Source organism: uncultured Campylobacter sp. (assembly GCF_938039205.1).
In the GTDB taxonomy this organism is placed as follows: domain Bacteria; phylum Campylobacterota; class Campylobacteria; order Campylobacterales; family Campylobacteraceae; genus Campylobacter_A.
Genome location: NZ_CALHVM010000059.1, coordinates 122,855 through 145,388, shown reverse-complemented (window position 1 = coordinate 145,388; position 22,534 = coordinate 122,855). Strand labels below are relative to the sequence as shown.

At 48.2% G+C, this 22,534-nt stretch carries 23 protein-coding genes, 1 tRNA gene and 2 pseudogenes; 11 read left to right on the top strand and 15 right to left on the bottom strand.

Features of this window, described 5'->3' with window-relative positions; genetic code table 11:
• From Q0394_RS10555 to Q0394_RS10545, 3 genes and pseudogenes are all read left to right on the top strand, one after another.
• Positions 1-337: pseudogene (locus Q0394_RS10555) on the top strand (flavin reductase); the annotation flags it as partial.
• Between the two features lie 110 nt (positions 338-447).
• A complete protein-coding gene (locus Q0394_RS10550) occupies positions 448-1,206 on the top strand; it encodes an SDR family NAD(P)-dependent oxidoreductase (RefSeq protein WP_298947508.1) in 759 nt (252 codons plus the stop codon).
• Positions 1,207-1,317: 111 nt separating this feature from the next.
• Positions 1,318-1,953, top strand: coding sequence for an NAD-dependent epimerase/dehydratase family protein (locus Q0394_RS10545; protein WP_298947507.1), 636 nt, complete (start codon positions 1,318-1,320; stop codon positions 1,951-1,953).
• Positions 1,954-2,268: 315 nt separating this feature from the next.
• Here Q0394_RS10545 and Q0394_RS10540 read toward each other — a convergent pair whose 3' ends face one another.
• The 4 genes from Q0394_RS10540 to Q0394_RS10525 form a co-directional block, all read right to left on the bottom strand.
• The gene (locus Q0394_RS10540) at positions 2,269-3,000 is read right to left on the bottom strand and encodes a DUF6683 family protein (protein ID WP_298947505.1); all 732 of its coding nucleotides are present in this window, start codon (positions 2,998-3,000) and stop codon (positions 2,269-2,271) included.
• A gap of 253 nt (positions 3,001-3,253) precedes the next feature.
• A complete protein-coding gene (locus Q0394_RS10535; protein ID WP_298947504.1) occupies positions 3,254-3,925 on the bottom strand; it encodes an isochorismatase family cysteine hydrolase in 672 nt (223 codons plus the stop codon).
• A gap of 135 nt (positions 3,926-4,060) precedes the next feature.
• Positions 4,061-5,059, bottom strand: coding sequence for a HAMP domain-containing sensor histidine kinase (locus tag Q0394_RS10530; protein WP_298947502.1), 999 nt, complete (start codon positions 5,057-5,059; stop codon positions 4,061-4,063).
• On the bottom strand, positions 5,056-5,763 hold the full coding sequence (locus Q0394_RS10525) for a DUF234 domain-containing protein (RefSeq protein ID WP_298947500.1): 708 nt from the start codon (positions 5,761-5,763) through the stop codon (positions 5,056-5,058). The genes Q0394_RS10530 and Q0394_RS10525 overlap by 4 nt, the downstream gene beginning before the upstream one ends.
• A gap of 223 nt (positions 5,764-5,986) precedes the next feature.
• On the opposite strand from Q0394_RS10525, the gene Q0394_RS10520 reads away from it, so the two are divergent.
• The 5 genes from Q0394_RS10520 (at position 5,987) to Q0394_RS10500 (ending at position 9,985) form a co-directional block, all read left to right on the top strand.
• A complete protein-coding gene (locus tag Q0394_RS10520) occupies positions 5,987-7,279 on the top strand; it encodes an aminotransferase class V-fold PLP-dependent enzyme (RefSeq protein ID WP_298947498.1) in 1,293 nt (430 codons plus the stop codon).
• Positions 7,276-7,908 (top strand): hypothetical protein, encoded by a 633-nt coding sequence (locus Q0394_RS10515; RefSeq protein ID WP_298947496.1) that lies wholly within the window; start codon positions 7,276-7,278, stop codon positions 7,906-7,908. The genes Q0394_RS10520 and Q0394_RS10515 overlap by 4 nt, the downstream gene beginning before the upstream one ends.
• A gap of 513 nt (positions 7,909-8,421) precedes the next feature.
• A complete protein-coding gene (locus tag Q0394_RS10510; protein WP_298947494.1) occupies positions 8,422-8,922 on the top strand; it encodes a hypothetical protein in 501 nt (166 codons plus the stop codon).
• A 31-nt stretch (positions 8,923-8,953) separates the two neighbouring features.
• A complete protein-coding gene (locus tag Q0394_RS10505) occupies positions 8,954-9,829 on the top strand; it encodes a hypothetical protein (protein WP_298947492.1) in 876 nt (291 codons plus the stop codon).
• 27 nt (positions 9,830-9,856) lie between these two features.
• Positions 9,857-9,985: a hypothetical protein gene (locus tag Q0394_RS10500; RefSeq protein WP_298947490.1), complete on the top strand. Its 129-nt coding sequence runs from the start codon at positions 9,857-9,859 to the stop codon at positions 9,983-9,985.
• A 138-nt stretch (positions 9,986-10,123) separates the two neighbouring features.
• On the opposite strand, the gene Q0394_RS10495 is transcribed toward Q0394_RS10500, so the two are convergent.
• The 8 genes from Q0394_RS10495 to Q0394_RS10460 form a co-directional block, all read right to left on the bottom strand.
• Complete coding sequence (locus tag Q0394_RS10495; RefSeq protein WP_298947488.1) at positions 10,124-10,675, bottom strand: NAD(P)H-dependent oxidoreductase; 552 nt, start codon at positions 10,673-10,675, stop codon at positions 10,124-10,126.
• Positions 10,676-10,778: 103 nt separating this feature from the next.
• Complete coding sequence (thiE, locus tag Q0394_RS10490; protein WP_298947485.1) at positions 10,779-11,381, bottom strand: thiamine phosphate synthase; 603 nt, start codon at positions 11,379-11,381, stop codon at positions 10,779-10,781.
• Positions 11,374-12,153, bottom strand: a complete 780-nt coding sequence (thiD, locus tag Q0394_RS10485; protein ID WP_298947483.1) for a bifunctional hydroxymethylpyrimidine kinase/phosphomethylpyrimidine kinase — start codon at positions 12,151-12,153, stop codon at positions 11,374-11,376. Before thiD ends, thiE begins: the two co-directional genes overlap by 8 nt.
• Positions 12,154-12,198: 45 nt before the next feature.
• Positions 12,199-12,933 carry a hypothetical protein gene (locus tag Q0394_RS10480; protein WP_298947481.1) on the bottom strand — a complete coding sequence of 245 codons (735 nt, stop codon included), beginning with the start codon at positions 12,931-12,933 and terminating at the stop codon, positions 12,199-12,201.
• A complete protein-coding gene (locus tag Q0394_RS10475; protein WP_298947479.1) occupies positions 12,933-13,649 on the bottom strand; it encodes a basic amino acid ABC transporter substrate-binding protein in 717 nt (238 codons plus the stop codon). The genes Q0394_RS10480 and Q0394_RS10475 overlap by 1 nt, the downstream gene beginning before the upstream one ends.
• Before the next feature lie 59 nt (positions 13,650-13,708).
• Positions 13,709-14,530 carry a basic amino acid ABC transporter substrate-binding protein gene (locus Q0394_RS10470; protein WP_298947477.1) on the bottom strand — a complete coding sequence of 274 codons (822 nt, stop codon included), beginning with the start codon at positions 14,528-14,530 and terminating at the stop codon, positions 13,709-13,711.
• Positions 14,531-14,542: 12 nt separating this feature from the next.
• Complete coding sequence (locus Q0394_RS10465) at positions 14,543-15,271, bottom strand: amino acid ABC transporter ATP-binding protein (RefSeq protein WP_002948421.1); 729 nt, start codon at positions 15,269-15,271, stop codon at positions 14,543-14,545.
• Complete coding sequence (locus Q0394_RS10460; RefSeq protein ID WP_002948422.1) at positions 15,264-15,974, bottom strand: amino acid ABC transporter permease; 711 nt, start codon at positions 15,972-15,974, stop codon at positions 15,264-15,266. The genes Q0394_RS10465 and Q0394_RS10460 overlap by 8 nt, the downstream gene beginning before the upstream one ends.
• 139 nt (positions 15,975-16,113) lie before the next feature.
• Here Q0394_RS10460 and putP point away from each other — a divergent pair, with 139 nt between their 5' ends.
• Both putP and Q0394_RS10450 read left to right on the top strand, forming a co-directional pair.
• Entirely contained in the window at positions 16,114-17,604 is a 1,491-nt protein-coding gene (putP, locus tag Q0394_RS10455; protein ID WP_298947475.1) for a sodium/proline symporter PutP, read from the top strand.
• Positions 17,605-18,852, top strand: coding sequence for a DUF2130 domain-containing protein (locus Q0394_RS10450; RefSeq protein WP_298947473.1), 1,248 nt, complete (start codon positions 17,605-17,607; stop codon positions 18,850-18,852).
• A gap of 798 nt (positions 18,853-19,650) precedes the next feature.
• Here the strand turns inward: Q0394_RS10450 and Q0394_RS10445 are convergent.
• Positions 19,651-20,496: pseudogene (locus Q0394_RS10445) on the bottom strand (CbrC family protein).
• Between the two features lie 81 nt (positions 20,497-20,577).
• Positions 20,578-20,994: an SseB family protein gene (locus tag Q0394_RS10440; RefSeq protein WP_298947471.1), complete on the bottom strand. Its 417-nt coding sequence runs from the start codon at positions 20,992-20,994 to the stop codon at positions 20,578-20,580.
• A gap of 110 nt (positions 20,995-21,104) precedes the next feature.
• Between Q0394_RS10440 and Q0394_RS10435 the strand changes: the two genes are divergently transcribed.
• Positions 21,105-21,181, top strand: a tRNA-Ile gene (locus tag Q0394_RS10435).
• 246 nt (positions 21,182-21,427) lie between these two features.
• Here the strand turns inward: Q0394_RS10435 and Q0394_RS10430 are convergent.
• Positions 21,428-22,534 (bottom strand): FtsW/RodA/SpoVE family cell cycle protein, encoded by a 1,107-nt coding sequence (locus tag Q0394_RS10430; protein ID WP_298947469.1) that lies wholly within the window; start codon positions 22,532-22,534, stop codon positions 21,428-21,430.

The window sequence follows — 22,534 nt, the reverse complement described above, 5'->3', positions numbered from 1 at the left end:
GCTGGGCGCCGAAAACAACTCGCGCTTTGATAACGCGGACAAGATGAAAAACGTGAAAATTTTCTATCAAGATAACTTCGATGTTCCGCTGATCGCGGGCTGCGCCGCATGGCTCGTTTGCAAGCGTACCCCCGAGCCTCATAACGAGCAGAGCTACGATCTTTTCATCGGCGAGGTCGTCGCGGCGTATGCGGACGGGCGGATCTTTGACGGCGGACACTGGCTGTTTGAAAAGATCCCTGACGAGCTAAAAACGCTTCACTACGTCGCCGGCGGTCGGTATTATCTGGACGGCAAAGCGGTAGATACCAAGCGCACGCCCATAAGCGACGAATAAACCGCCTCGCAAAATGCTGACAAATTTGTAAATTTAAGACGAGTGCACGCGTAAATACGCGGCGGGTTTTAGTAAAATTTCAAACTGAAGAATTCAAGAAAGGATAGAAAATGAAAAAATATATCGTCATCACCGGCGCAAGTTCTGGTATCGGAGCGGCCGCGGCAAAGGCGTTTGCTGGGTGCGGAGAAAATTTGATCTTAATTGCGCGCAGAGCGGAGCTGCTGCAAAAGATAAAGGACGAGATCGCTAAAATTTCGCCTGAACCAGACGTCGTGATTAAAATTTGCGATCTGGCGCGCAGTGAGAATGTCCTAGTACTCTGGGACGAGCTAAAAAGCTACGAGCTAAAGGCGCTAATTAATAGCGCTGGCTTTGGAGATTACGGTGCGGTCGGCGAGCGCGATCTCGCCAAGGTCTCGCAGATGCTGCGGCTCAACGTCCTCTCGCTTGCGCTATTAAGCCATCTCTTCGTGCGCGATTACAAGTATAAGCCCGCCCAGCTCATCAATATCTCCTCCGCTGGCGGCTACAGCATGGTGCCAAACGCTGTCACCTACTGTGCGAGCAAATTTTTCGTAAGCGCCTTTACGGAGGGCTTGCACCACGAGCTGGCGCAGGATAAAGACGCCAAAATGCAGGCTAAAGTTCTAGCGCCCGCCGCGACTAGGACGGAGTTTGGTCCCGTGGCGACGGATGATGCCGGTTACGACTACGACGCGGCTTTTAAGCGCTATCATTCAAGCGAGGAGATGGCGGAATTTCTACTTGCGCTTTACCATAGCGACGCGTGCGTAGGCGCGGTGGATCGAAACAACTTCGAGTTTAGCCTGCAAGCTCCACGATTTGACTACGCGGGCAAACGCTAAAATTTATGCATTACGCGTCGCGCGACGAAGCGTAAAATTTGAGTAACGTAATATTGGAGCTAAATTTAACCTCAAAGCGCGTTAAAATTTAAAGAAATTTAAGGAGCAAAAATGGGTAAAACGGCTTTGGTCGTGGGAGCTACGGGAGCAGTCGGGCGCGAGATCGTTTGCGGGCTTTGCAAAAATGAAAACTACGATAAAATCATTGTTTGGGCGCGCAGGGAGCTAAAATTTAGCCACGAAAAGTTAGAGACGCAGATCGTAAATTTTAGCGACGTAAAAAACATGCCGCCGCGCGAGATAGACGAGATATTTTGCGCGCTTGGCACGACGATGAAACAAGCCGGTAGCCGCGGGCAGTTTTATAAAGTAGATGTGAGCTACCCCGTAAATATCGCAAAATGGGGCATCGCCTCGGGCGCGCGCCGCTTTGCGCTCATTTCGTCGCAGGGCGCAAACGAGCGGTCGAGATTTTTTTATCTGCGCGCAAAGGGCAAGGCGGAGAAAAAGATCGCCGCGCTAAAATACGAGAGCGTGCAAATAGCGCGGCTACCTGCGATAAAAAGTGAGCGCGAGCAGGTGCGTATGGGCGAGCTCTTTACGATTTGGCTGTTTGGGCTTTTGCCGAAGTTTATCTTAACGAACTACCGTCCGATGAGCGCGCAAGATATCGCGGCTGCCGTCATCGCCGCCGCGCAGACGGACGCCAAAGGCGTGCAAATTTATCATCCAAGAGAGTTTATTTAGAAGCAAAGCGTAAAGGCGATTTTGGCTTTAAGCTTTTAAAAACGCCGAAAAATGCACCCGCTATTTTAAAATAAAAAATCGGCCGAATTTTCAAGGTACGCGGCTTTATTTAAAATTGACCCTTGAGCGCGGTTTGGCTATTTGCTCGGTCGCGGCCAAAAGTTGGGTATCAAAAAGAGGCTCGCGTTTATGTTTGGCTATTTACCTGGCCGCAGCCAAAAGCGTCGCTAGGACGACTTTTTGCGCCGCAATCCGCCTAACAGGTAGCGAAAGCCTGCATTTAGTTTTGATTTGCTCGCGCAAAAATCAAAACGCCTACTTAAAGACTATGCCAGATGCGGTAAAATCCATTTGTTCCGGTTCTACGTTTAGTAATGATTTAAAAACCAGCTTGCCGATCGCCTTTAGCTCCGCCTTGCGCGCGGGATCGGAGTGCTGTGCCAGCTCCTGCTGCATCGCCATCAGCAAAAATCCAAGCCCCATAGATATCTGATACGAGTTCATCATTTCCGTAGCTTTTCCCTCAAACAGCTCCGGTTTTTTGCGCAAAAACTCGGCGATCTGCAAAAATGCGGGCTTTACGGCCTCGTCTGGCATCGGATGATTAAAATACGCCGCATAAGCGCCTCCTAGCAGCGCCACGATGCCGGTCGCTACGTTTTCTTTAGGTATGCCGTATAGCTGCTCGACGCTACCGTTTAGCTTATCTATACCCTCTACTAGCAAGCGCCGCCCCTCGTCTTGCTGCGCGGCGGGGAAAAGCTGCGCTATCTGCTCTATGCCGTCCATATCTAAAAAATGATCTCCGGCTCGTACCAGCGCGCCCGTATAGAGTATATCAGTCTTAACGTCTTTGGCATAGGCGGAATCATCGGGCGGATTTAAATTTTTCTTCGCCTCATTCATAGCGCGGTTATAGGCATCCTGCCGCAACCACTGCTCGTTAAAATCGATATAATCGATAACATAAAGCGCCTGCGCGCCGCTAAAACACATCGCCAGCCCCAGCGTCGCCGCGCCGACTCGAATCTTGCCTAAAAATTTCATAAAACGCCTCCGAAAATAAAATTTCATGCGACGACGCCGCATTGCCGGTATTATACCTAAAATAACGCGGCTGCGATATTTTTTATTTGATTGCCTCTATTTCGCTGCGCAGACGGACGCTAAAGGCGTGCAAATTTATCATCCAAGAGATTTTCTATAAACGCACGGCAGGTAACCAAATTTCGCGCTTAGGCTAAAATTTGACGCCGCTAGCGGTCTAAATTTACTAGCCGCTTCGCAGGCAAAATCGGCGCTAAAATTTAATCTCTCGCACGACCTGCGCGCCAAGGCCCGTTTGCATATGCTGCAAAAACATCGCGTGATAAAAGTCCCCCTCGTGCCCCGGCGCGTCGTAGGTGGCGACGAGGTTTGCCGGCACTAGGACTTTGCGCCTGATATTTGCCTCATTTGCGCTAAGTTTTAGGTGCGAGACTAGCTGATAGACGCAAAGATCTGTGCAGTCGCCCAGCACCACAAAGGTATCAATCTGTGGATTTTGCGCGAGAAATGCGTTAAATTCGGCGCAGTAGGCCGCGCTCAGGGAGTTTTTGCGAAAGATTTTTATCTCGTCAAAAAACGGCAGATTGCGCAGCTGAGGTATCGTCTTTGCGCCCTCTGTTCCCTTGACCGCGTGCGGCGGAAATGCGTCAAATTCCGCGCAGTTTGCCTCGTGGCTATCCTCGAGCAGCACGAGATTTCTCGCGCCCGCCGCGTAAGCCGCGCTAAGAATTTGCGCTATAGCGTCCGCGATCGCGCCCACTCGCGGGCTAGCTAGCGGCCCGGTGCTGCAAAATCCCTCTATCATATCCACGCTGATAAAGGCGGTGTTTGCCGCGTCGCCCGCTAAAATTTCGCTAAATTTGATCTCCTTTAGCCCCTCAAACCACTCCGCTAAATCCTCTAAAATTTTCGCGTCAAATTTCATTTTTTCTCCTTGTTTTGGTTGTTATTATATTCGTTGTTCGGCTCGCCGAAGCTAATCTCAAACCGCGAGCCGCCCTAAATTTCGCGTTCAAATTTAATCTCGCCAGAAGCGTCAAATTTCATCAAATTTACCCGCCTAGCCGCGCGTCTTTGCAGGCAAATTTACGCAAAAGCTCTTTGGCTCAAGCTCGATCTCGATGCTGCCGCCGTGGGCTTGGACGATTTGCAGGCACAGGTGCAGGCCTAGGCCGTTGCCCTTTAGCTTGCTCGTTTTAAAGGGCTCAAAGACCATGGCCTGGTTTTTGATCGGCGCGCCGCTATCGGTCACGGTAAATTTATGCTCGCCGTCGCAGTATCGGTAGTCCACGCGCACCCAGCCATCATCGTCCTCGTTTTCCTCGACCGCGTCGATCGCGTTAAATAGCATGTTTTGAAACACCATCGCCAGCAAATCGCGGTCGCCGACGTATGGCAGATCGGGGAAATCTAGGCTAAATTTGATCTCCTTGCCGTATGTGTAGCACTCTATCGCCGCCTCGCATTCGGATTTTAGCTCAGCTAAGTTAAATTCGCGCGCGTTTATCGTTAGGCCTTTTGTGAAAAGCAAAGTAGCCTTGATGATGCGCTCGACTCGCCAGATTGCCTTTTGCATCTGCTTGACGACCGGGCGAGTGCGCTCGTCAGCCTTTTTTATCAGCGTCGAGGCTAGCAGCGAGATCGAGCCCACGGGGTTGCGTATCTCGTGGGCTAGGTGGGCTGCGACCTGACCCATCGAGGCTAGGCGCTCGGTGCGCTTTTCGGTCGTTATGTCGGTTGCGGAGATGATTTTTTTGCCCTCTTTTTGGGCGATTTTGATGAGGTAGATTTGCCCCGTGGCGCTTATCTCGCCTTCATTTTGCGGGATAAATTTTAAAATTTGCCCGAGTTTTAGGGCTTCTGAGTTTTGTAAAAATATCTCGCCCGCCTCGTCCAAAACCCAGATCGCGTTTGGCAAAATTTCCACGATATCTTTGATGAAGCCTTGCAGATTGGCATACGATGCGGTTAGATTTTTGTACTCGCGCTCTATCAGATAGGTCTGCTCGATCAGGCTTTTTAGTCCGTCTTGGACGCTGGTTTTGTCGATCTGAGTCATAAAAGCTCCTCGAAATTTTCTAAATCAAAAAGTAAAATTCGCTCGTTTTTTAGGCGGCCGACTTCGTTGCTAAAGCCGCTTTTGGAAAATAGCGCGACGGCGTCTGGCACAAAGCCTAGCCGCTCGCATTTTTTAAGGAGTAAATTTACCACGTTTTTGCAAATTTTGTGCTCTTTAAATTTAGCTTCGCCCACGATTATGTGCCCCTCAATGCTCAAAAATATATCTATCTCGATATTTTTCGCCCACAGGCTCCGCACCCGAGCAGGCTCCGTGCCTAGTCTAAACGCCAAAAGTTCGCGGCAAAGTAGCTCAAAGCCAAAGCCCGCGTACGAGTCGAACTCTCGTCTGATGATCTCCATCAGCGCGGCCTTTTCGCCGTTTTTTAAAAGGGCTAAATTTGGCTCGATGAAATAAAACCAAAATCTAGTAAAATTGTCGTTAAAGACCACCTTATCCTGCGCCTTATCGCGCTCGAGTAGTTTTTTAGATTTTTGATATTTGCTTTTTATGCGCGGTTTTTCCAGCGTCTTTTCGATGCTGACTACGCCTGAGTTTATCGCGGCGGCGTAAATTTTTAGGATGAGAGGGCGGGGCAGAAATTTATTTAGAGCGTATTTTTTGCGGTCGTTTTTAGCAAGCTTGCAAAGGGCAAATTTAAGCTCGCTCTCAAAAGGGGCGTCAAAGATAAATTTGAGCGACAAATCTTCAAATTTATCTAAAATTTCCTTTTCGATCGCCTCGAAAATATCGTAATAATTCGCCTCAAATTTGAGCGCGTCAAAGACCAGATGAAAGTAAATAAGCTGCAGGATATCAAGGTGCTTAAAGCGCGCGTAGCTTGATTTTAAGGCGTAGATTTTTGCTCCTTTTTAGCCCATTTTAGCACAACTTTGGTTATAATCTCTTTTTTTATAAGGAAAAATTTTGGTTAGCATCGACGAAATCAGGAAAAATATTATTTTAAAAAAGGGCGTGCGCTACTTTGACTATACGGCCTCGGGCCTAGCCTACGCGCCTATTGAGCGTAAGATCGCAAAATACCTAAAAACCTACGCCAACACCCACTCAGAAAGCGCCTCAAACGCGCTAAAAACGCAAAAACGCTACGAAAAAGCAAGGCAGAGCCTAAAAGATGCGCTGGGGCTTGACGAGCGATTTTATCTGATCTCGGCGGGCTGCGGCGCAACGGGAGCGATAAAGAAATTTCAGGAGATCATGGGACTTTACCTGCCGCCTATGAGCGCAAACCGCCTAGGCGAAGAGGCGGTAAAAGGCGCAAATTTGCCCCTCGTCATCGTCTCGCCCTACGAGCACCACTCAAACGAGGTTAGCTTGCGCGAGGGGCTGTGCGAGGTCGTGCGCATACCGCTAAGCAAGAGCGGGGAGATAAATTTCGGCAGGCTAGATCAACTGCTCAAAATCAACTCAAAGCGCGAGATTATCGGCTCTTTTAGCGCGGCCTCAAACGTCACGGGGATAATCAGCGACTACAAAAAAATCTACGTGATGATGAAGCGATACGGCGCGACCGTGGCCTTTGACGCGGCTAGTTTTAGCTCGCACGACAACCTCGACGCCGACTACTTCGATGCGCTATTTCTCTCGCCGCATAAGCTTTTAGGAGGCGTGGGTAGCTGCGGACTGCTCGCGATAAAAAAGGAGCTCGTAAAGTCAGACAAACCGACCTTTGCCGCGGGCGGGACGGTTAGCTACGTGAGCCGTAGTTCGCATTTTTTTGCGCCAAGCGTGGAGCGCATGGAGGAGGGCGGAACCCAGCACGTGATGGGGTTAATAAGAGCCGCGCTAGCATACAGACTGCGAAACGAAGTCGGCCTAGACGTCATAAAAAGCCGCGAGGATGAGCTAACGAAGCAGTTTTGCGAGGGGTTAGATGAAATCCCCGAGGTCGTGAGCTATTTTCCGCGCGCAGTGCCGAGACTGCCGATTTTTGCTTTTAACGTAAAAGGCGTTTCGCCGTATGATTTCGCCGAGGCGCTGAGCGAGGACTACGGCGTGCAGACACGCGCGGGGTGTGCGTGCGCCGGTCCGTACGGACACGATCTGCTCGGACTAAAAGACGATCAGAAATTTGATCAAAAGCCCGGCTGGGTGCGTGTGAGCCTGCACTATTCGCACACGCCAAAAGACGTCGCATATCTGCTAAAGGCCATCAAAAAAACTATCAAAAAATTTAAAACCAAAAAGGAAAAGAAATGAATAAAATTTTAGCCGTAGCCTTGTTTGCTCTTTGCGCCGTTTGCGCGCAGGCAAAGCCCTTTAGCCCCGAGCAGTACGCAAAGGTACTGCGCGAGTACAACTCCGTGGCGGGTGCGAACAACTACTTTGAAAGCGGTAAATTTAAAGAGGAATTCGCTCTTCGCAAAAAATACTGCGACGAGGGTCTAAGAGACGCCTGCGGCGATCTGGGGCTGCTCTACGTTACGGGTCTAGGCGCGCCAAGAGATAGCAAAAGAGCGGGCGAACTGCTCGAGTATGCCGCTAAAAACGACGAATTTAATGCTATATCGCAGTACTACGAAGCCGCACTTGACATAGCTCGCGCGGCGGAAAAATACCCGGACGACAAGGTCCTGCAGCACCTAGGAGCCGAGTTTAAAAACTCGCTAGAGCAGTGCAAGGCGTACAAAGGCGACCGCCACGTGTGCTTTCGCGCGCTGGTGATAAGCGGTATGCTGCCAAAGGGCGAGGACGGCCTGGGACTATCGCAGGCTGAGTTTGCCAAGACGTGGGAGGACATCGTCGTGAGCGACGTCGAGCGCAACGGCATGGACGACTCGAAGGTAAACTCGCTGGCAAAGGAGCTAGAAGGACTATCGGCGCGCTAAATTTGCGGGCTTTTGCGGCGTAAATTTGCTTTTTTCGGCCAGGCAATCCGTCAAATTTGACCGTCTGCGCTTTTGTCTTTTTGCGGGCGGCTTTGTGTCTCATGTAAATTTAGATTACTTGGCTCAAATTTGACGCGTCGGCAATTGCTAGGCTTAAATTTGGGTCGATTTTTGGGTAAATTTATCCAGCGGTGTATAATTTGCTTTTGCTCAAATTTGACCGCCTTTTACGGATAAATTTAGCTCGCTCCTGGTGGCATTTTGTGGCTGCGAGCTTTTGCCTGGCGGGCTTTACGGCTATCTTTACGGCGTAAATTTGCTAAATTCTGCTATCGTTCGGGCAAATTCGGTCGTTAGGCTTAAAGCCTTTGCTTACGCTTTTTTGCGCACGGTCAATTTTACGTGCCTGCGCGGGTTTTTGCCTCACTCAAATTTGACGTATTTTTTGTGCCCCGCTCAAATTTGTACGGCGTTAATTTTTACGAACTTACAAAAACTTTGGAGAAAATTTAGATGCGAGATTCGCGCGAGTTTCAGGTTTTAGCGGGCGAGGCCAGAAACGTGAGATGGAGTGCGGCGACGGATGACTGCGTTTTTGAGATAGAGGGCGTTAAATTTAGCGCCAAAATCCCAAAAGAGCGTCTCGTGCCTAGCGAAAACGACGGCCTTGCCATCGCCTATGACGAGAAAAACGAGGTTTGGAATTTTAAAAATTTGACCTCAAACAAGTGGCTCAAAAACTACGCTTGGCGCGCGCATTCTATACTGTCTTGGGCGGCGATCTTTGATATCGTTCCGGGTAAAATTTTAGGCACGATTTTTGCGATACCTATCATTTGTTTAAGCAAATATTTGTCCGAATTTGCAGGCATGACGGCCTTGTTTGCCTTTGTTGTTTGCTTATTTTTATCGCTACCCTTTTTGCACATATACTGGAGCGAAAACAAAAGCTTAAGCGGCACTGTCGAGGCATATCTAACTGTAAGAAAATTTTTAAATGAGATGGATTTATAAAATGGCGTCAAAATTTGAGGAGATTTTTTAAATGAAAACGCAAAACGGCCTAAAACTACTCAGCGGCCGCGCGGATTCGCTTGAGTGCGTCTATAAAGACAAAAGCAGATTTGATTATAGCTTTAGCTTGGATGGGCAAATTTTAAACGTTCGCTCGCTGCAAAGTCCGCTCTTGCCGTTAAATGATGGCGACGAGATGCTGGCGGTTTGCGATAAAAAGGGGCGGGTTTTGGGGCTAAAAAACCGCTCTTTAAACTCCGCGGCCTGGTACGCCTATGAGCCTAGCCTCTTTTTTGCGGCTCTATTTTTCGCGCTGTTTTTGTTGTTCGCCGCGGCCGGCATTTGGGCGATTTTCTCTGGTTTTGACGGACGGTGGCCACTTTTTAGCACTTTGATGCTAGTTTTTGGTTTCGGCTCTCTTGCCTTTGCTTGGTTTAAGTATCACCGCGAGGCGTCTTTGGGCTTACGCGTTAGGCTGATGCTGGGTGCTGCAAAAGAGTCAAAAGCAAACGGCGAGGTTAGCGGCACGGTGCGCGACTTAAGGATTTTTGAGACGAAAGAAAAAAGCTATTTTAGCGTCACGGTCGGCGATACGTTTTTGTGGGGTAGCAGCCCTAAAAAGCGCGCCCTGGAGCTAGAAAACGGCGACGAAGCGAGCGTGAAATACGAAAATTTCAGGGTCATAAAGATACGGAATCTCACTAAAAATCTGAGGGCGAAAAAATCGCAAGGCTTTTTTGAAAGGGTACTTTGGTTTAACGTCGATATCGCGATCAGCCTTTGTACGGGACTTGTTTTGCTCTATGCGGGGACGATGGATTTTTGGTTTTCGCCTTTTGCTGGGATTGCCGGCTTGATAATCTTGCTCGGCGGAGTCTGCTTTAACGTGTTTTATAAAAAAGATTAGCCTTCGGCGCGCGGCCTAGTCGTAAATTTGCGTTTTTTTGGCGTGCTGGGCAAATTTGGCGCAGAGACTCAGAATTTGAGCTCGATCGCCGTAAATTTGACGCTCAAATTTAGCGTGTCAAATTTGAGCAAGGCAAGCGGACTCGTCAAATTTTAAGCCTTACAAAAACGCTTGCAAATTTTGCTGGGCGGTAAATCGCGGAAATAACGGCGATAAAGCTTAAATGTGGCGCAGCTTCCGTGATTTATAGCGAGGTAAATTTACGCGTAGCAAGACTAACTGCGACCGTCAAATTTAGCCTAGATTTCGCAAAAACTCCGCGTATTCTCTAGCGCCGCGCTCTAAATCGTCCTGGCTTGATACGTAGTCCACGCCCGGAGTCTCCTCGGCGCCGTAAAATGCGAAAAAGCCGCGGTAGTCGGCGTGAAAATAGTATTTAAACGCGAGCTCAAACGGCGTAAGAACCTCGCGCAAGCTAAAATGATAGCGTCCTTGCGGGCAGTAGTCGCTCTTTTTGATGCCCGCGGTCACGGCTAGCGCGACCTTGCGGCCCGCGATACCGTCCGAGCCGCGCCCATAGGCAAAACCGTGCGTCATCACCGCGTCGATCCATGATTTTAAAATCGGAGGGCAGGAGAAGTTATGAAGCGGAAACTGCAAAACGAGGGCGTCATGGGCTCTGATGAGCTCTTGCTCGCGCGCGGCGTCGATATCGCCGCCCCCGTAAATCTGCGTCAAATCATGAACGCTAAAGCGCTGCGGCTCTTTGAGTGCCTCTTGTAGCAGGCGTTTGTTTATGACCGAGTTTTGGATGCCTGGGTGGGTTAAGATGATTAGAGTTTTCATTTTTATCCTTTTTAATCGAGCAAATTTTAGCGAACCTGGCTTAAATTTAGGCGGAGCATCGCGCGGGCTAGCGACGCAAATTTGACGCAGTTTTAGCGCATTTTTACAAAAACGCTTGCAAATTTCGCAGATTTTCTTTTATGGATGCTGGGCGGTAGAGCGCTGAGATAACGGCGATGTAGTCTGGATTTAGCGCGGCGATTTGCGCGATATTTGCTGCGTTTATGCCGCCGATCACGCAAACCGGGATACGTAAAATTTCCTTTGCGCGCCTGATCGTTTCAAATTTACAAAGCGGGGCGTTTGGTTTGGTCGGGCTCGCAAACACGGCGCCAAATGCCGCGTAAGAAGCACCCTCGTCCTGCGCCCTTAGCGCCAAATTTAGATCGTCATAGCAGCTAACGCCGATAAAGGCGTCCTCGCCCAGGATCTTGCGAGCGGCCTTTACTCCGCCGTCGTCTTTGCCGATGTGCACGGCGTTTGCACCTATTTTTGCGGCAAATTTGACGTCGTCGTTTACGATAAATCTCGCGCCGTAACGCTCGCAAAGCTCTTTTAGTGCAACAGCTACGCGCTCGTTTTTGGGCTCAAGCTTGGTGCGGTACTGTAAAAACTTCACTCCGCGCTCTAGCAGCTCGCGAGCTTGCTCTAGCACGCTACTCTCTGGCGTTAGGACGTCGTCCGTGATAGCGTAAATTTCAGCCATTTTCGCCCGCTGCTTTGTGATTCAGCAGTCGCGCGCCGAAATTTGAGCCGTGGGCGTTTTTGATTGCGTTTGCGACGAAGGCTTTGGCGCGCTTGATTGCCGTTATCTCGTCTGTCCCGCACGCTAGGGCGCAGGCGATAGCCGTGGCGAAGCTGCACCCCGCACCGTGCATGATTGTGGGGCGCTCTAGCGGCTCGCCGAATTTAACGATTTCGCCGCTTTTTTTATAAAGCGTATCCTCGCAAATTTCGCTCGCTCGCGTGCGTTTTAGTACGATGTCGCAGGGCAGATCCGCGCTCAAATTTAACCGCTCGCCGTCAAAATTTAACCCCAAAATTCGCGCTTCGTCTAAATTCGGCGTCGCAATGCGAGCTAGGCTCAAAAGCTCTTTTAGCGCACTTATGGCGCCCTCTTGCAGTAGCTTTGCGCCTGATTTCGCCACGCAGACGGGATCTATCACGGCGCTTATGCCCTGGTTTTGTTCCAGCCAGGCTTTGACGCAGGCTATGAGCTGTTCGTTAAAGAGCATGCCGATCTTTACGGCGTCAAATTTTAGCTCGGCGCAGACTGCTTCTAGCTGCGCGTTTAAAAACTCGGGCGTTACGGGCATTACCGCGCTCACGCCGCTCGTGTTTTGCGCAGTTAGAGCCGTGATCGCAGTCGCGCTGTAGCAGCCGTAGGCCTCGCAGGTTTTTATGTCGGCTTGCACGCCGGCACCCCCGACGCTGTCGCTGCCTGCGATGATTAGGATATTTTTTTTAGGATTTTTCATTGTTTTACCTTAAGCGGTTTTTGTTAAATTTATCTTTGGTCGAATTTATTTGTCGCCAAAATCCTTGCCAAACTCGACTCCAAGCTCCCTTAAATTTACGGGGCCGTTTCCTTGCGACTCGATCGGTGGCGGCGCGGTTTGCGGCTGCGTTTGTTTAGGCTGTTCGCTCGCAGGGTTTTGCTCGGTTTGATCGTTTTTGGTGGCGTTATTTTCGGCTTTTTTCGGCTTTTTCTTTGCTTTTTCGTCTTCTAGCTTTTTGCCGGTTAGGCACTCATAAATTTCCGAGTGATTTTTCTTCGCCCAGTCCTCTTTGACTTCGATTTTTTGGTACTCTTTGCTAGTAGGCGAGGCGAGGCCGTTTTTGACCAGGGTTTTGTTTAGGATTCTGCTTTCGTCGCTTACCTCGCACAGCCATCTATCGCCTAGATTTTTTAGCGTGAGCACGTAGTAGTTGCGCTCCGGGCGAAATATCTTTTTGATCTCTTTGTCGTAGGATTTGGTGAAATTTTCCAGCTCTTTTTTATCTTTTATGCATTTTGAGCCGTTATAAAATCTAACGTTTGCAAGCTTGCAAGGGGCAATCACGGCGGCGTTTAGCCTAAAGACAAAGGTATCGTAGTCTAAAATTTTTTCTAAAAACAGGATTTCTTTGGTAGCTTTTTCGCGTTTGGATTTGGTTGTTTGGGTGATTTGCATGTCGGTAAACTCGGCTACCAAATTTACCGACAGCAAGGCTAAAGCGCAAAATTTAATCAGAGTAAAAAATGCGCTTTTTTTCATTATTTTAGATCGTATTTTTCTAGCAGTTTATCGTAGCTGCCGTCTTTTTTCATCTCGTCGAGCGCGGCGTTTATCTTAGCGATTAGATCGGCTTGCTTGCCTTTATCAAACGCCATAGAAAAGCCCTCGCTACCGTCGTTTTCTTTGAAAAACTCCTCAAGCTCGGGGTTTTTCTTCAAAAAGCCGTAACCGATCGAGCTATCTAGCACGACTGCGTCTATCTTGCCTTTTTTTAGTCCCATGATTAGCGGAACCGGATCCTCGGCAGGTACGACTTTAGCGCCCGCGATAGCGTTAGCTGCGATCTCTTGGACGGTGCCTTGTTGTACGCCTACTCTTTTGCCGTTTAGAGCGTCTTTGCTCGCGATAGCGTCGTTGCCTTTAGCGCGCAAGTAGATATTTTCGGTCGCATAGTAAGCCTGCGTGAAATCAATCGACTTTCGTCTATCGTCGGTTGCGCTCATCGCGCTTGCTACGGAGTCGATTTTGCCGGTTTTTAGAGCTGGGATGAGGCCGTCAAAGCTCATATTTACGATCTTGTACTCAAAACCCGCGCGTTTAGCGAGCTCCGCTACTAGATCCATATCAAAGCCGGTGATCTTGTTTTGCTCGTCCACGTACTCAAACGGCGGATAGTTAGCGGCGGTACCGATCTTTAGCTCGGCGGCGCCAAGCGTGGCTAGAGCCGCTAAAAGCAGCGCAAAAATCTTTTTCATGTTCTCTCCTTTAAATTTGGTTTCAAATTTAACCCGCGTTTTGGTGCGGGCTCGTAAATTTACTTTAGGTCGTATTTTTCCATCATCTTGTCAAATTCGCCGCTCTTTTTGAGCTCCTCTATGGCGGCGTCTATCTTGCCGATTAGCTCCAGGTGCTTGTCTTTATCAAATGCGACGGCAAAGCCCTCGGTACCGTCAGGAAGCTTTAAAAACTCCTCCAGATCCGAGTTTTGCTTTAGATACTCGTAACCGATCGGGCTATCTGTTAGTACGACGTCGATTTTACCCGCTTTTAGCGACAAGATCGCAGCCGCTACGGTCTCTGCAGGCACGGATAAGTCGCCGCAGATAGATTTAGCCGCGCTCTCTTGCAATGTACCTATTTGCGCGCTTATTTTTTTGAGGTGCATATTGGTCGCATTTACGTCGGTGCCCTTTTTGCGGATGAAAAGATTATCCGAAAAATAATAAGGCTTCGTAAAATCAACAGATTTTCGTCTCTCCTCGGTCGCGCTCATACCGCTTAGTGCGGCGTCTATCTTGCCTGTTTTTAGAGCTGGGATCAGTCCGTCAAAGCTCATATTTTGTATGTCAAATTTGACGCCGATTTTCTTACCGACGGCCTCTATCATATCGATTTCAAAGCCTACGATCTTGTTGTGCTCGTCAATATACTCAAACGGCGGATAGTCCGCGCTCGAACCCACTCTTATCGTTTGTTGTACCGCTACGGGGGCTGCCTCGTTTTTTACTGCGGCGTCTTTGCTTGCTTTTTCATTCGAGCTTTGACCGCAGCCTGAAAGCATTAAAGCGGCGGCTACGAAAACGAAAAGTTTTTTAAATTTGCCGGCGGACAAAGCCGCAACGATGTTTTGTGACATTTTGACCTCCTTTTAGTGGTTTAAAATTTTACCTAGAAAATCCTGCAAACGCTGATTGCTAGGGTTTTCGAAAACATTTTTAGGCGTGTCGTCCACGGCTATTTTACCGCCGTGCATGAAAAATATCCTATTGGCCACGTTTTTAGCAAAGCCCATCTCGTGCGTGACGACTAGCATCGTGATGCCTTTTGCCGCGACGTCTTTCATGATGTCTAGCACCTCGCCGATCATCTCGGGATCTAGCGCGCTGGTCGGCTCGTCAAAGAGTATGACCTCTGGATTCATCGCGAGGCTTCTAGCGATTGCTATACGCTGTTTTTGACCGCCCGAGAGCTTGTGTGGGAATGCATATTTTTTATCGCTTAGGCCCACGCTTTTTAGTAGCTCGTCGGCTCTTTTTTCTGCGCTTTCTTTATCCAAAATTCCCGCTTTTATCGGAGCTAGGGTTAAATTTTGCAAGACGTTTTTATTTGCAAAAAGGTTAAAGTGCTGAAAAACCATGCTCACTTTTTGACGGATTTTATTTATGTCTGTTTTTTTGTCGGTGATATCTTCGCCGTTTATCTTGATATGCCCGCCGCTTGGCTCTTCTAGGCGGTTTATGCAGCGCAAAAACGTGCTCTTGCCGCCGCCGCTAGGACCTATGATAGCGATGATTTCGCCTTGTTTGATATCTACGCTGATGTCGTCTAGGACGCGCAAATCGCCGTAATTTTTACTCAAATTTCTAATCTCAATCATGGCGATTTAGCCTCCTCTCTAAAATTTTAACCAAAAACGTAAAGAACTTCACGCTGACGTAGTAAACTATGCCCGTGAAAATGACGGGCTCCGGGCTATAAAACACCGCTTGCAAGCTCTTGCTTTGCATCGTGATGTCGATGACGCTAATGTAGCCAACGACTGACGTCTCTTTAAACAGCGAGATAAATTCGTTCGCAAGCGCAGGCAAGATGTTTTTGGTCGCTTGCGGGAACACCACTTCGCGCATCGAAACGTAGTAGTTTAGACCCATCGCCCTTGCAGCTTCCATTTGGCCCTTATCGACGCTATTTATGCCGCTACGCACGATTTCTGCGACGTATGCGGAGCTGTTTAGCCCAAGCGCGATCAAAGCGACGTAAAAGTTATCGCTCCAGGTCGCGAAAATCACGACCGAAAATATAAGAAGCTGCAAAATAATAGGCGTTCCGCGCAGGATATCTACGTATTCGTCGATGAGAAAGCTTAAAATTTTGATATTTAAAAACTTTAAAAACGCCAAAATAAAGCCCAAAGTCACGCCGATAGCCGTGCCGCCGATAGTGAGCCCTAGCGTCACGCCGTAGCTTTTAAGGTAGGCTAGACGTTGCGCCTCGTTTAACTCCGTCGGATAAAAATAATAAACGCCCGCGGAGACGATGACGACGAAAAACAACGCCCTGAAAAATTTTTCGTTTAGCATTTTTTAAACCTTAAAAGTGTAATGAGGGTTAATCATACGAAAAAAAATATAAATTTAACCTTTTTTACGCGAAAAAATTATCTTTTAAACAAATTTATCATATTATCGTAACTTAAATTTAAAAACCGAGGGAAATTTAATGGACTATGCACGCTATATCGCCATTGCGCTGTATTTTGGATTTTTGCTTTTCGTGGGGCGATACTCTTATAACAAAAACGCCAATATGGGCGAATATCTGCTCGATAATCGCCGCTTAGGGCCGGTCGTAACGGCGCTAAGCGCAGGAGCTAGCGATATGAGCGGCTGGATGCTACTTGGCGTGCCGGGCGCGCTATATGCCACGGGGCTAGCTACGATTTGGATGGTTTTGGGGCTCGTTATAGGAGCGTATTGCAACTATCTATTTTTAGCAAAGCGTTTGCGCGTCTATACCGAGGTTGCGAGCGACAGCATCACGATTCCCGATTTCTTACAAAACCGCTTCAAAGACGAGACTAAAATTTTACGCATAGTCTCCGGCCTTTTGATTTTGATATTTTTCACGCTTTACGTTAGTAGCGGGATAATCGCGGGCGGCAAGAGCTTTGAGAGTTTTTTTGGCCTTGATTTTAAATTCGGCGCCATTTTTACGCTCGCTATCGTCGTTTTTTACACGTTTTTCGGCGGATTTCGCGCGGTTTGTATCACGGACGCGTTTCAGGGCATGCTGATGTTTTTGGTGCTTGTCGCCGTACCCGTAGTCGCGTTTTGTAATCTAAATTTGCCTGACGGCGCTACCTTTTGGAGCGAGGTCGCCAAATACGGCAAAAACCACCTAAATATCTTTTACGACCAGACTTTTTTAAGCATCTTAGGGCTCATGGCTTGGGGACTTGGCTACTTCGGACAGCCACACATCATCGTTAGATTTATGGCGATACGAAGCTCAAAAGAGCTAGCCCAAGCGCGCCGCATCGGCATCGGCTGGATGGCGATTGGGCTTGCTGGAGCGATGATGAGCGGACTGATCGGCTTTGTGTATTACAGCGAGTTAAATTTGCCTCTAGCAGACCCCGAAAAGGTCTTTTTGCAGCTTGGCGAAACGCTGTTTCATCCGTTTTTCGTGGGTATTATTATCTCGGCCGTGCTTTCAGCTATTATGAGCACGATCTCTAGCCAACTTTTAGTTAGCGCAAGCTCGGTGACGCAGGACTTCGTGTTTGCCTTTTATAAAAAAGAAATTTCGCAAAAAGCTCAGGTCGCTGCGGGCAGATACGCCGTCGTGGCCGTCGCGCTAGTGGCTACCGCGCTTGCTTTTAGCTTTAACGAAAGCGTGCTAAACGTCGTTGGCTACGCGTGGGCGGGCTTTGGCGCGAGCTTTGGGCCGGTGCTGCTTTTTAGCCTTTATTGGCGCAGGATGAGTGCGCTAGCGGCGCTTCTAGGCATGATAACGGGCGGAGCGACGGTGATAGCGTGGATCGCGCTTGGGCTAAATTCTTACGTTTACGAGATACTGCCTGGCTTTGCGGTCTCTTGCATCGTGATTTATCTAACCAGCCTCTATGGCGACGCGATAGACAAGATGAGCAACGAGCCAAACTCAGCCACCGTGCAGGATGAATTTGAAAAAATGAAAACGAGGCTGTAAATGCAAAGTAGCGTAAAATGCGGCAACTGCGGCGCCGAGGTCGATGTAAATTTGGCTCTAAAAACCGAGCTTGAGCTTGAAATGAAGCAAAAAATGGCGGCGGCTAGACGAGATTTCGACAAAGAGATTGAGACCAAAAGGGCCGAATACAAGGCGCATTTAGACGCTTTAAGCGCGAAGGAAAAAGAATTCGACGCTAAATTTGCCGAAGCCCTAAACGCTAAAAAAACCGAGCTCGAAAATGAGATAAAAGCAAAACTCGAGGGCGAAAATTTAAACATAGTAAATGCCCTAAAAACCGAGCTTGAAGCCAAGTCAAAGCAGATAAACGAGCTAAATTTAAAGACGCTTGAGATAGAAAAGCTAAAACGCGAAAAGAGCGAGTTTGAAAGCTCGCTGATGGCAAAAACCGAGGCCGAGCTAAGCAAACGCCTAAGCGAGGAAAAAGAGCGGCTGGGCAAGTCTCTAGCCGAGCAAAACGAGCTAAAATTTAAACAAAAAGACGAGCAGCTAGAAGCGCTAAAAAAGCAGCTAAACGAGGCGCAAAGGCGCATAGAGCAGGGCAGCGAGCAACTACAAGGCGAGACGCAAGAGCTAGCCATCGAGGCGTGGCTGCGGGAGAAGTTCGTATTTGACACCATAGACGAGGTCAAAAAAGGGGCAAACGGCGCGGACGTGATGCAGATCGTAAATACCCGCGAGGTGCAAAACTGCGGCAAAATTTACTACGAGAGCAAACGCACGAAAAATTTCTCAAACGAATGGATAGAAAAATTTAAAGCCGATATGCGCGCCTCAGGCGCTGACGTCGGGGTGCTAGTTAGCGAGGCTCGGCCGCGGGAGCTAGAGCGCATGGGGCTGGTTGACGGCGTATGGGTGTGCAACTACGAGGAGTTTAAGGCGCTTTGCTTCGTGCTAAGACAGGGCGTCGTGGAGCTAAATTTCGCCAGAAACTCAGCGCAAAACCGCTCGAACAAGATGGAGATGCTCTACTCGTATCTCGTCAGCAACGAGTTTAAGATGCGCATCGAGGCTATCGTAGAGGGCTTTTCTGCGATGAGCGAAGAGCTGGAACGCGAAAAAAACGCGATGAAACGCATCTGGAAGAGCCGCGAAAAACAGATCGAAAAGGTGCGCGACAACGCAATCGAGATGTTTGGCTCGATAAAGGGGATCGCGGGAAATGCGATAGGGGAGATAAGGATGCTGGAGCTGGGGTTTGATGCGGGCGAGTTTGATTCCCCATAAATGACGGATTTTAGAATAAATTTTTCTGCGCCCGCCGCAGTCGCGGACGACCAGTCCGCTCCTTTGCGGGCAAGAAAAATTTATTTAAACTACGCCTATTTTGTCTGGAATATTTGTCTCATATATTCCTAAATTTGTAAATTTTACCTACCGAGACCCGTATCTTTAAGGCGTCAAATTTGGTTTTCAAATTTGACGCTATGTGTTAAATTTCTTAAAAACAAAAATGATTGTCTACAGTTATCTTGTTTCTTTGTTAAGGGGGGGGGCTTGAATTACGAAGTCGCTCCCTTCCCCCCCCCCTTAACAATCCCCCAACCCCTACGACGTGAGAGGTGGCGACATAGCTTTGCTGACACAAAGCGTCGCTGAGTTTTTAAATTCGCAAATTTGCGTCTGCTATAAATTAAAAAGATGTGTAGCGCGTAAGCGCCAAATCTAGACCTACACGCAGTGTAGCAACTTCTAACGTGCAGTGGGGCTGGAGAGGGTGTGGAGAGGGTCTGCCTTCGGCAGTTGCGAGTGCGTAGCGCGACGCAAAGGAAGGCGACGCTCTACTTCGCTTCGCTCGTAGCTGCAAGCAGACCGTAAGTAAGAACCCCTTTCTCTCCCAAAGAAAGGAAAAGCGGATATAAAAATGGGGCTCTTTTGCATCGTTACACTCACAACTGCGAATCAAAGCGTAGTTTAAAACCCCTCAACATAAAAGCAAGATAACGTAAAATTTAACTAATGCAAATTTTACATTTTCAAGATGCGGGGCTAGGCGAGTAAAATTTTTCAAATTTAGCCTCAAAATTAGCTCGCATCGACATAAATTTTATATTTTCCGCAACGCAGGCATCTGAACAGATAGCCTGCCATATCGCCGCCCGCGACTAGGTAATCACGCACGTCCTGCACCGCAAATTCCTCGCGCAAGGCGTAGTCTGCAAACACCTCCTCCGCTATGCCCAAATCCTGCAGTTCCTTGGTGCCCACGTCGCCCAAAAACTCGCAGTAGTCGTCACAACAAGCAACCCAATGCTCCCCCTGTCAGCTAAAATACCCGGGCATCCTTTTAAATAGCTCCTCGGTTTTAGCCTGTGCGTTCGAAGTGCTAGGCGGGAAAAAACTGGCGTCAAATTTTGCCGACGCCGCGCCGTTAGCGATGCAGTGCGGACAGAGGTATTTCACGTCCGTCGTGCTGTAAACGCTACCGCAATAATACACGTCAGTCGCCTGCTCGCAGCACTCGCAAACCACGCTCGCGTCGTCCTTGAACACGCCCGTTTTAAAGGGGTCCGGGTGGTAGCGAAAATGAGGCAGGCTTTTTAGCTTTTTGCTTTGGCGCGCGGCTTCGCTCGCGGTTTTGGGACGCTTTATCGCTCCCGCGTCGCCGTTTTGCGCATACTGCTTTAGATAGCCGAGCTTTTTGAGTTGCTTTTTGTCCTTCGGATCGCAAATTTTGGCTAATAGCTCGCAAGTACTCTTTTTAAGTCCCAGCAGCTCGTAAACGTCCACAAGCACGAGCTTTGCCTCTTTTTCATCGCATTTTTCGAGCTCGTCTTTGAACTCAAATAGCGCCAAAATGCTCGCCGCGCCGCCGTCCGAATCCCAAAACGCCTTTTGAAGCGCGATATATTTTTCTCTAAATTTATCCATTTTATCCCCTCAAATTTGCGGTTGCTGGCGGGATTATCCTTTAAATTTTACCGAGCGGACCTGCTATTTTTTGATCAAATTTCACTCTGTGCAGATCGCTTTGAGCTTAGCAAGATCTAAAATCAAACTATGCGAAAACGCGTCTATCACGACGCCTGCATATTTGCCCTCAGCGCTTTCTAGCATAGCGACGTAGTCTTTTAGGCGCAGATTTATCGCCTCCTGCTCGGCGTCGTTTCGCCATCTCATCATCTCGCCCCTGCTAGAAAACGCCGGGAAATAGCTAAGTCCGCTCTCCTCGTCTTCTAGTAGGGCAAACTTGATATTTGAGCCCTCTTCTTCATAAACCGCGCTGCCGTCTGGTTTTGCTAGGGCTTGATTTATGAGTACGGGAACCAAAAACTCGGCCTTTTTTAGCGCCGCGATTAGCGCCTTTTCGCTTTGCTCGCCGCCGTCTAGTAAAAATGCCTCTATGAAATCGTTTAAATTTTCGTTCATCTTTTACCTTGGATTAAATTTGGCGTATTATACATTTTTGCGTTTTTAAATCAAAATTTAGCAGTAAATAAGCTTTGTGTTGCTATAATCACAACCTCACTTCAACTGGCGGGTTCATAGCTCAGTTGGTTAGAGCATCCGGCTCATAACCGGATGGTCCCAGGTTCGAGTCCTGGTGAACCCACCACTTCAGTTCATCTTTATCAAATACTTTAAAATACATCGTCTTATTATTTTATAAGTTTGTTCGGTACATATAAGGCGTTTGTAGGTATGTGCCTCTGTGATCGAGGCAGGCTGTCAAAAAACGTCGCTAATAAAATGACCTGACAACAAATGCGGTTAATATTTAAAAACTTCAAATTTTATTTGGGATTTGATTGAAAATTATTTCAATCAAAATTCACGTATGTATTTAGTAAAGTTTTTATGTTTAAATTTTAAATTTAACCAACCTATACGTCGGATCAAACCTAAACGCGAGCAAATTTTGCAAAATCCCAAAAAGGCACATAAAAGTAACGAAGCTGCTGCCGCCGTAACTATAAAAAGGTAGCGGAATGCCCACCACAGGCGCAAAGCCGATCGTCATCATGATATTTATACTTACGTAAATAAAGATAAGTATCCCGATCCCAGACGCCATCGTTTGCGTGAAATAATCATCCTTTAGTCCGTAGTTTAAGCTAAGCAAATGGGCTATCAGCGCGCCGTAAAAGCTAAGTAGTGCGAGCCCTCCGTAAAATCCGTATCGCTCGATCGTGTAAGCAAAAATAAAATCGCTAGTAGAAATCGGCAAAAATTTAAAGTGCGTCTGCGTCGCCTCGTCTTTTGGCTTGCCCTTTAGTCCGCCGCTACCGATAGCGATTATGCTCTGGCGCACGTGATAGTTGGACTCTTCGCTTAAAAAATCAGTAATGCGCTTTTTTTGATAATCGTGCAAATTTTCGTAAATCACGGGCGCAGAGAGCAAAACCCCGGCAAATATCACGACCCAAATTTTTTTATTTACTCCGATGATAAAAAGCACGGCGTAGCCGACGATGAGCAGTATCAGCGCGGTGCCCAGATCGGGCTCTTTTAAAATCAGCACGAAAGGCAAAAGGATATAAAGGCTAAGACGTAAAAAGTCCTTGAGACCGTAGCCGTTTTCCTCTGGCGGGCGTTGTTTAATGAGGTAGCCTAGCATCAAAAGAAGCGCCGGCTTCATGATCTCTGAGGGCTGAAGCGTAAAGTGGATAAAAGGAAACTCTAGCCATCTTTTTGCGCCCAGTTTACTCGTACCGAACAAATCTACGCTAACAAGCAACACGATACAAATCCAGTAAAATAGCGGTATGAGCCAGGCGATCTTGCGAATGGGAAGTAAAAAGAAAAATAAAAACAATGCTAAACCGACGCCAAAATATACAAGCTGCTTGCCAGCCAGGATAGAATTTGCCTCAGAAACCAAAATGTATGATAAAATAATAATAGGAAGTATCAAAAATGGTTGAACGAAGTCAAAATGGGTTAAAATTCGCCTATCGAGTCTTATCAA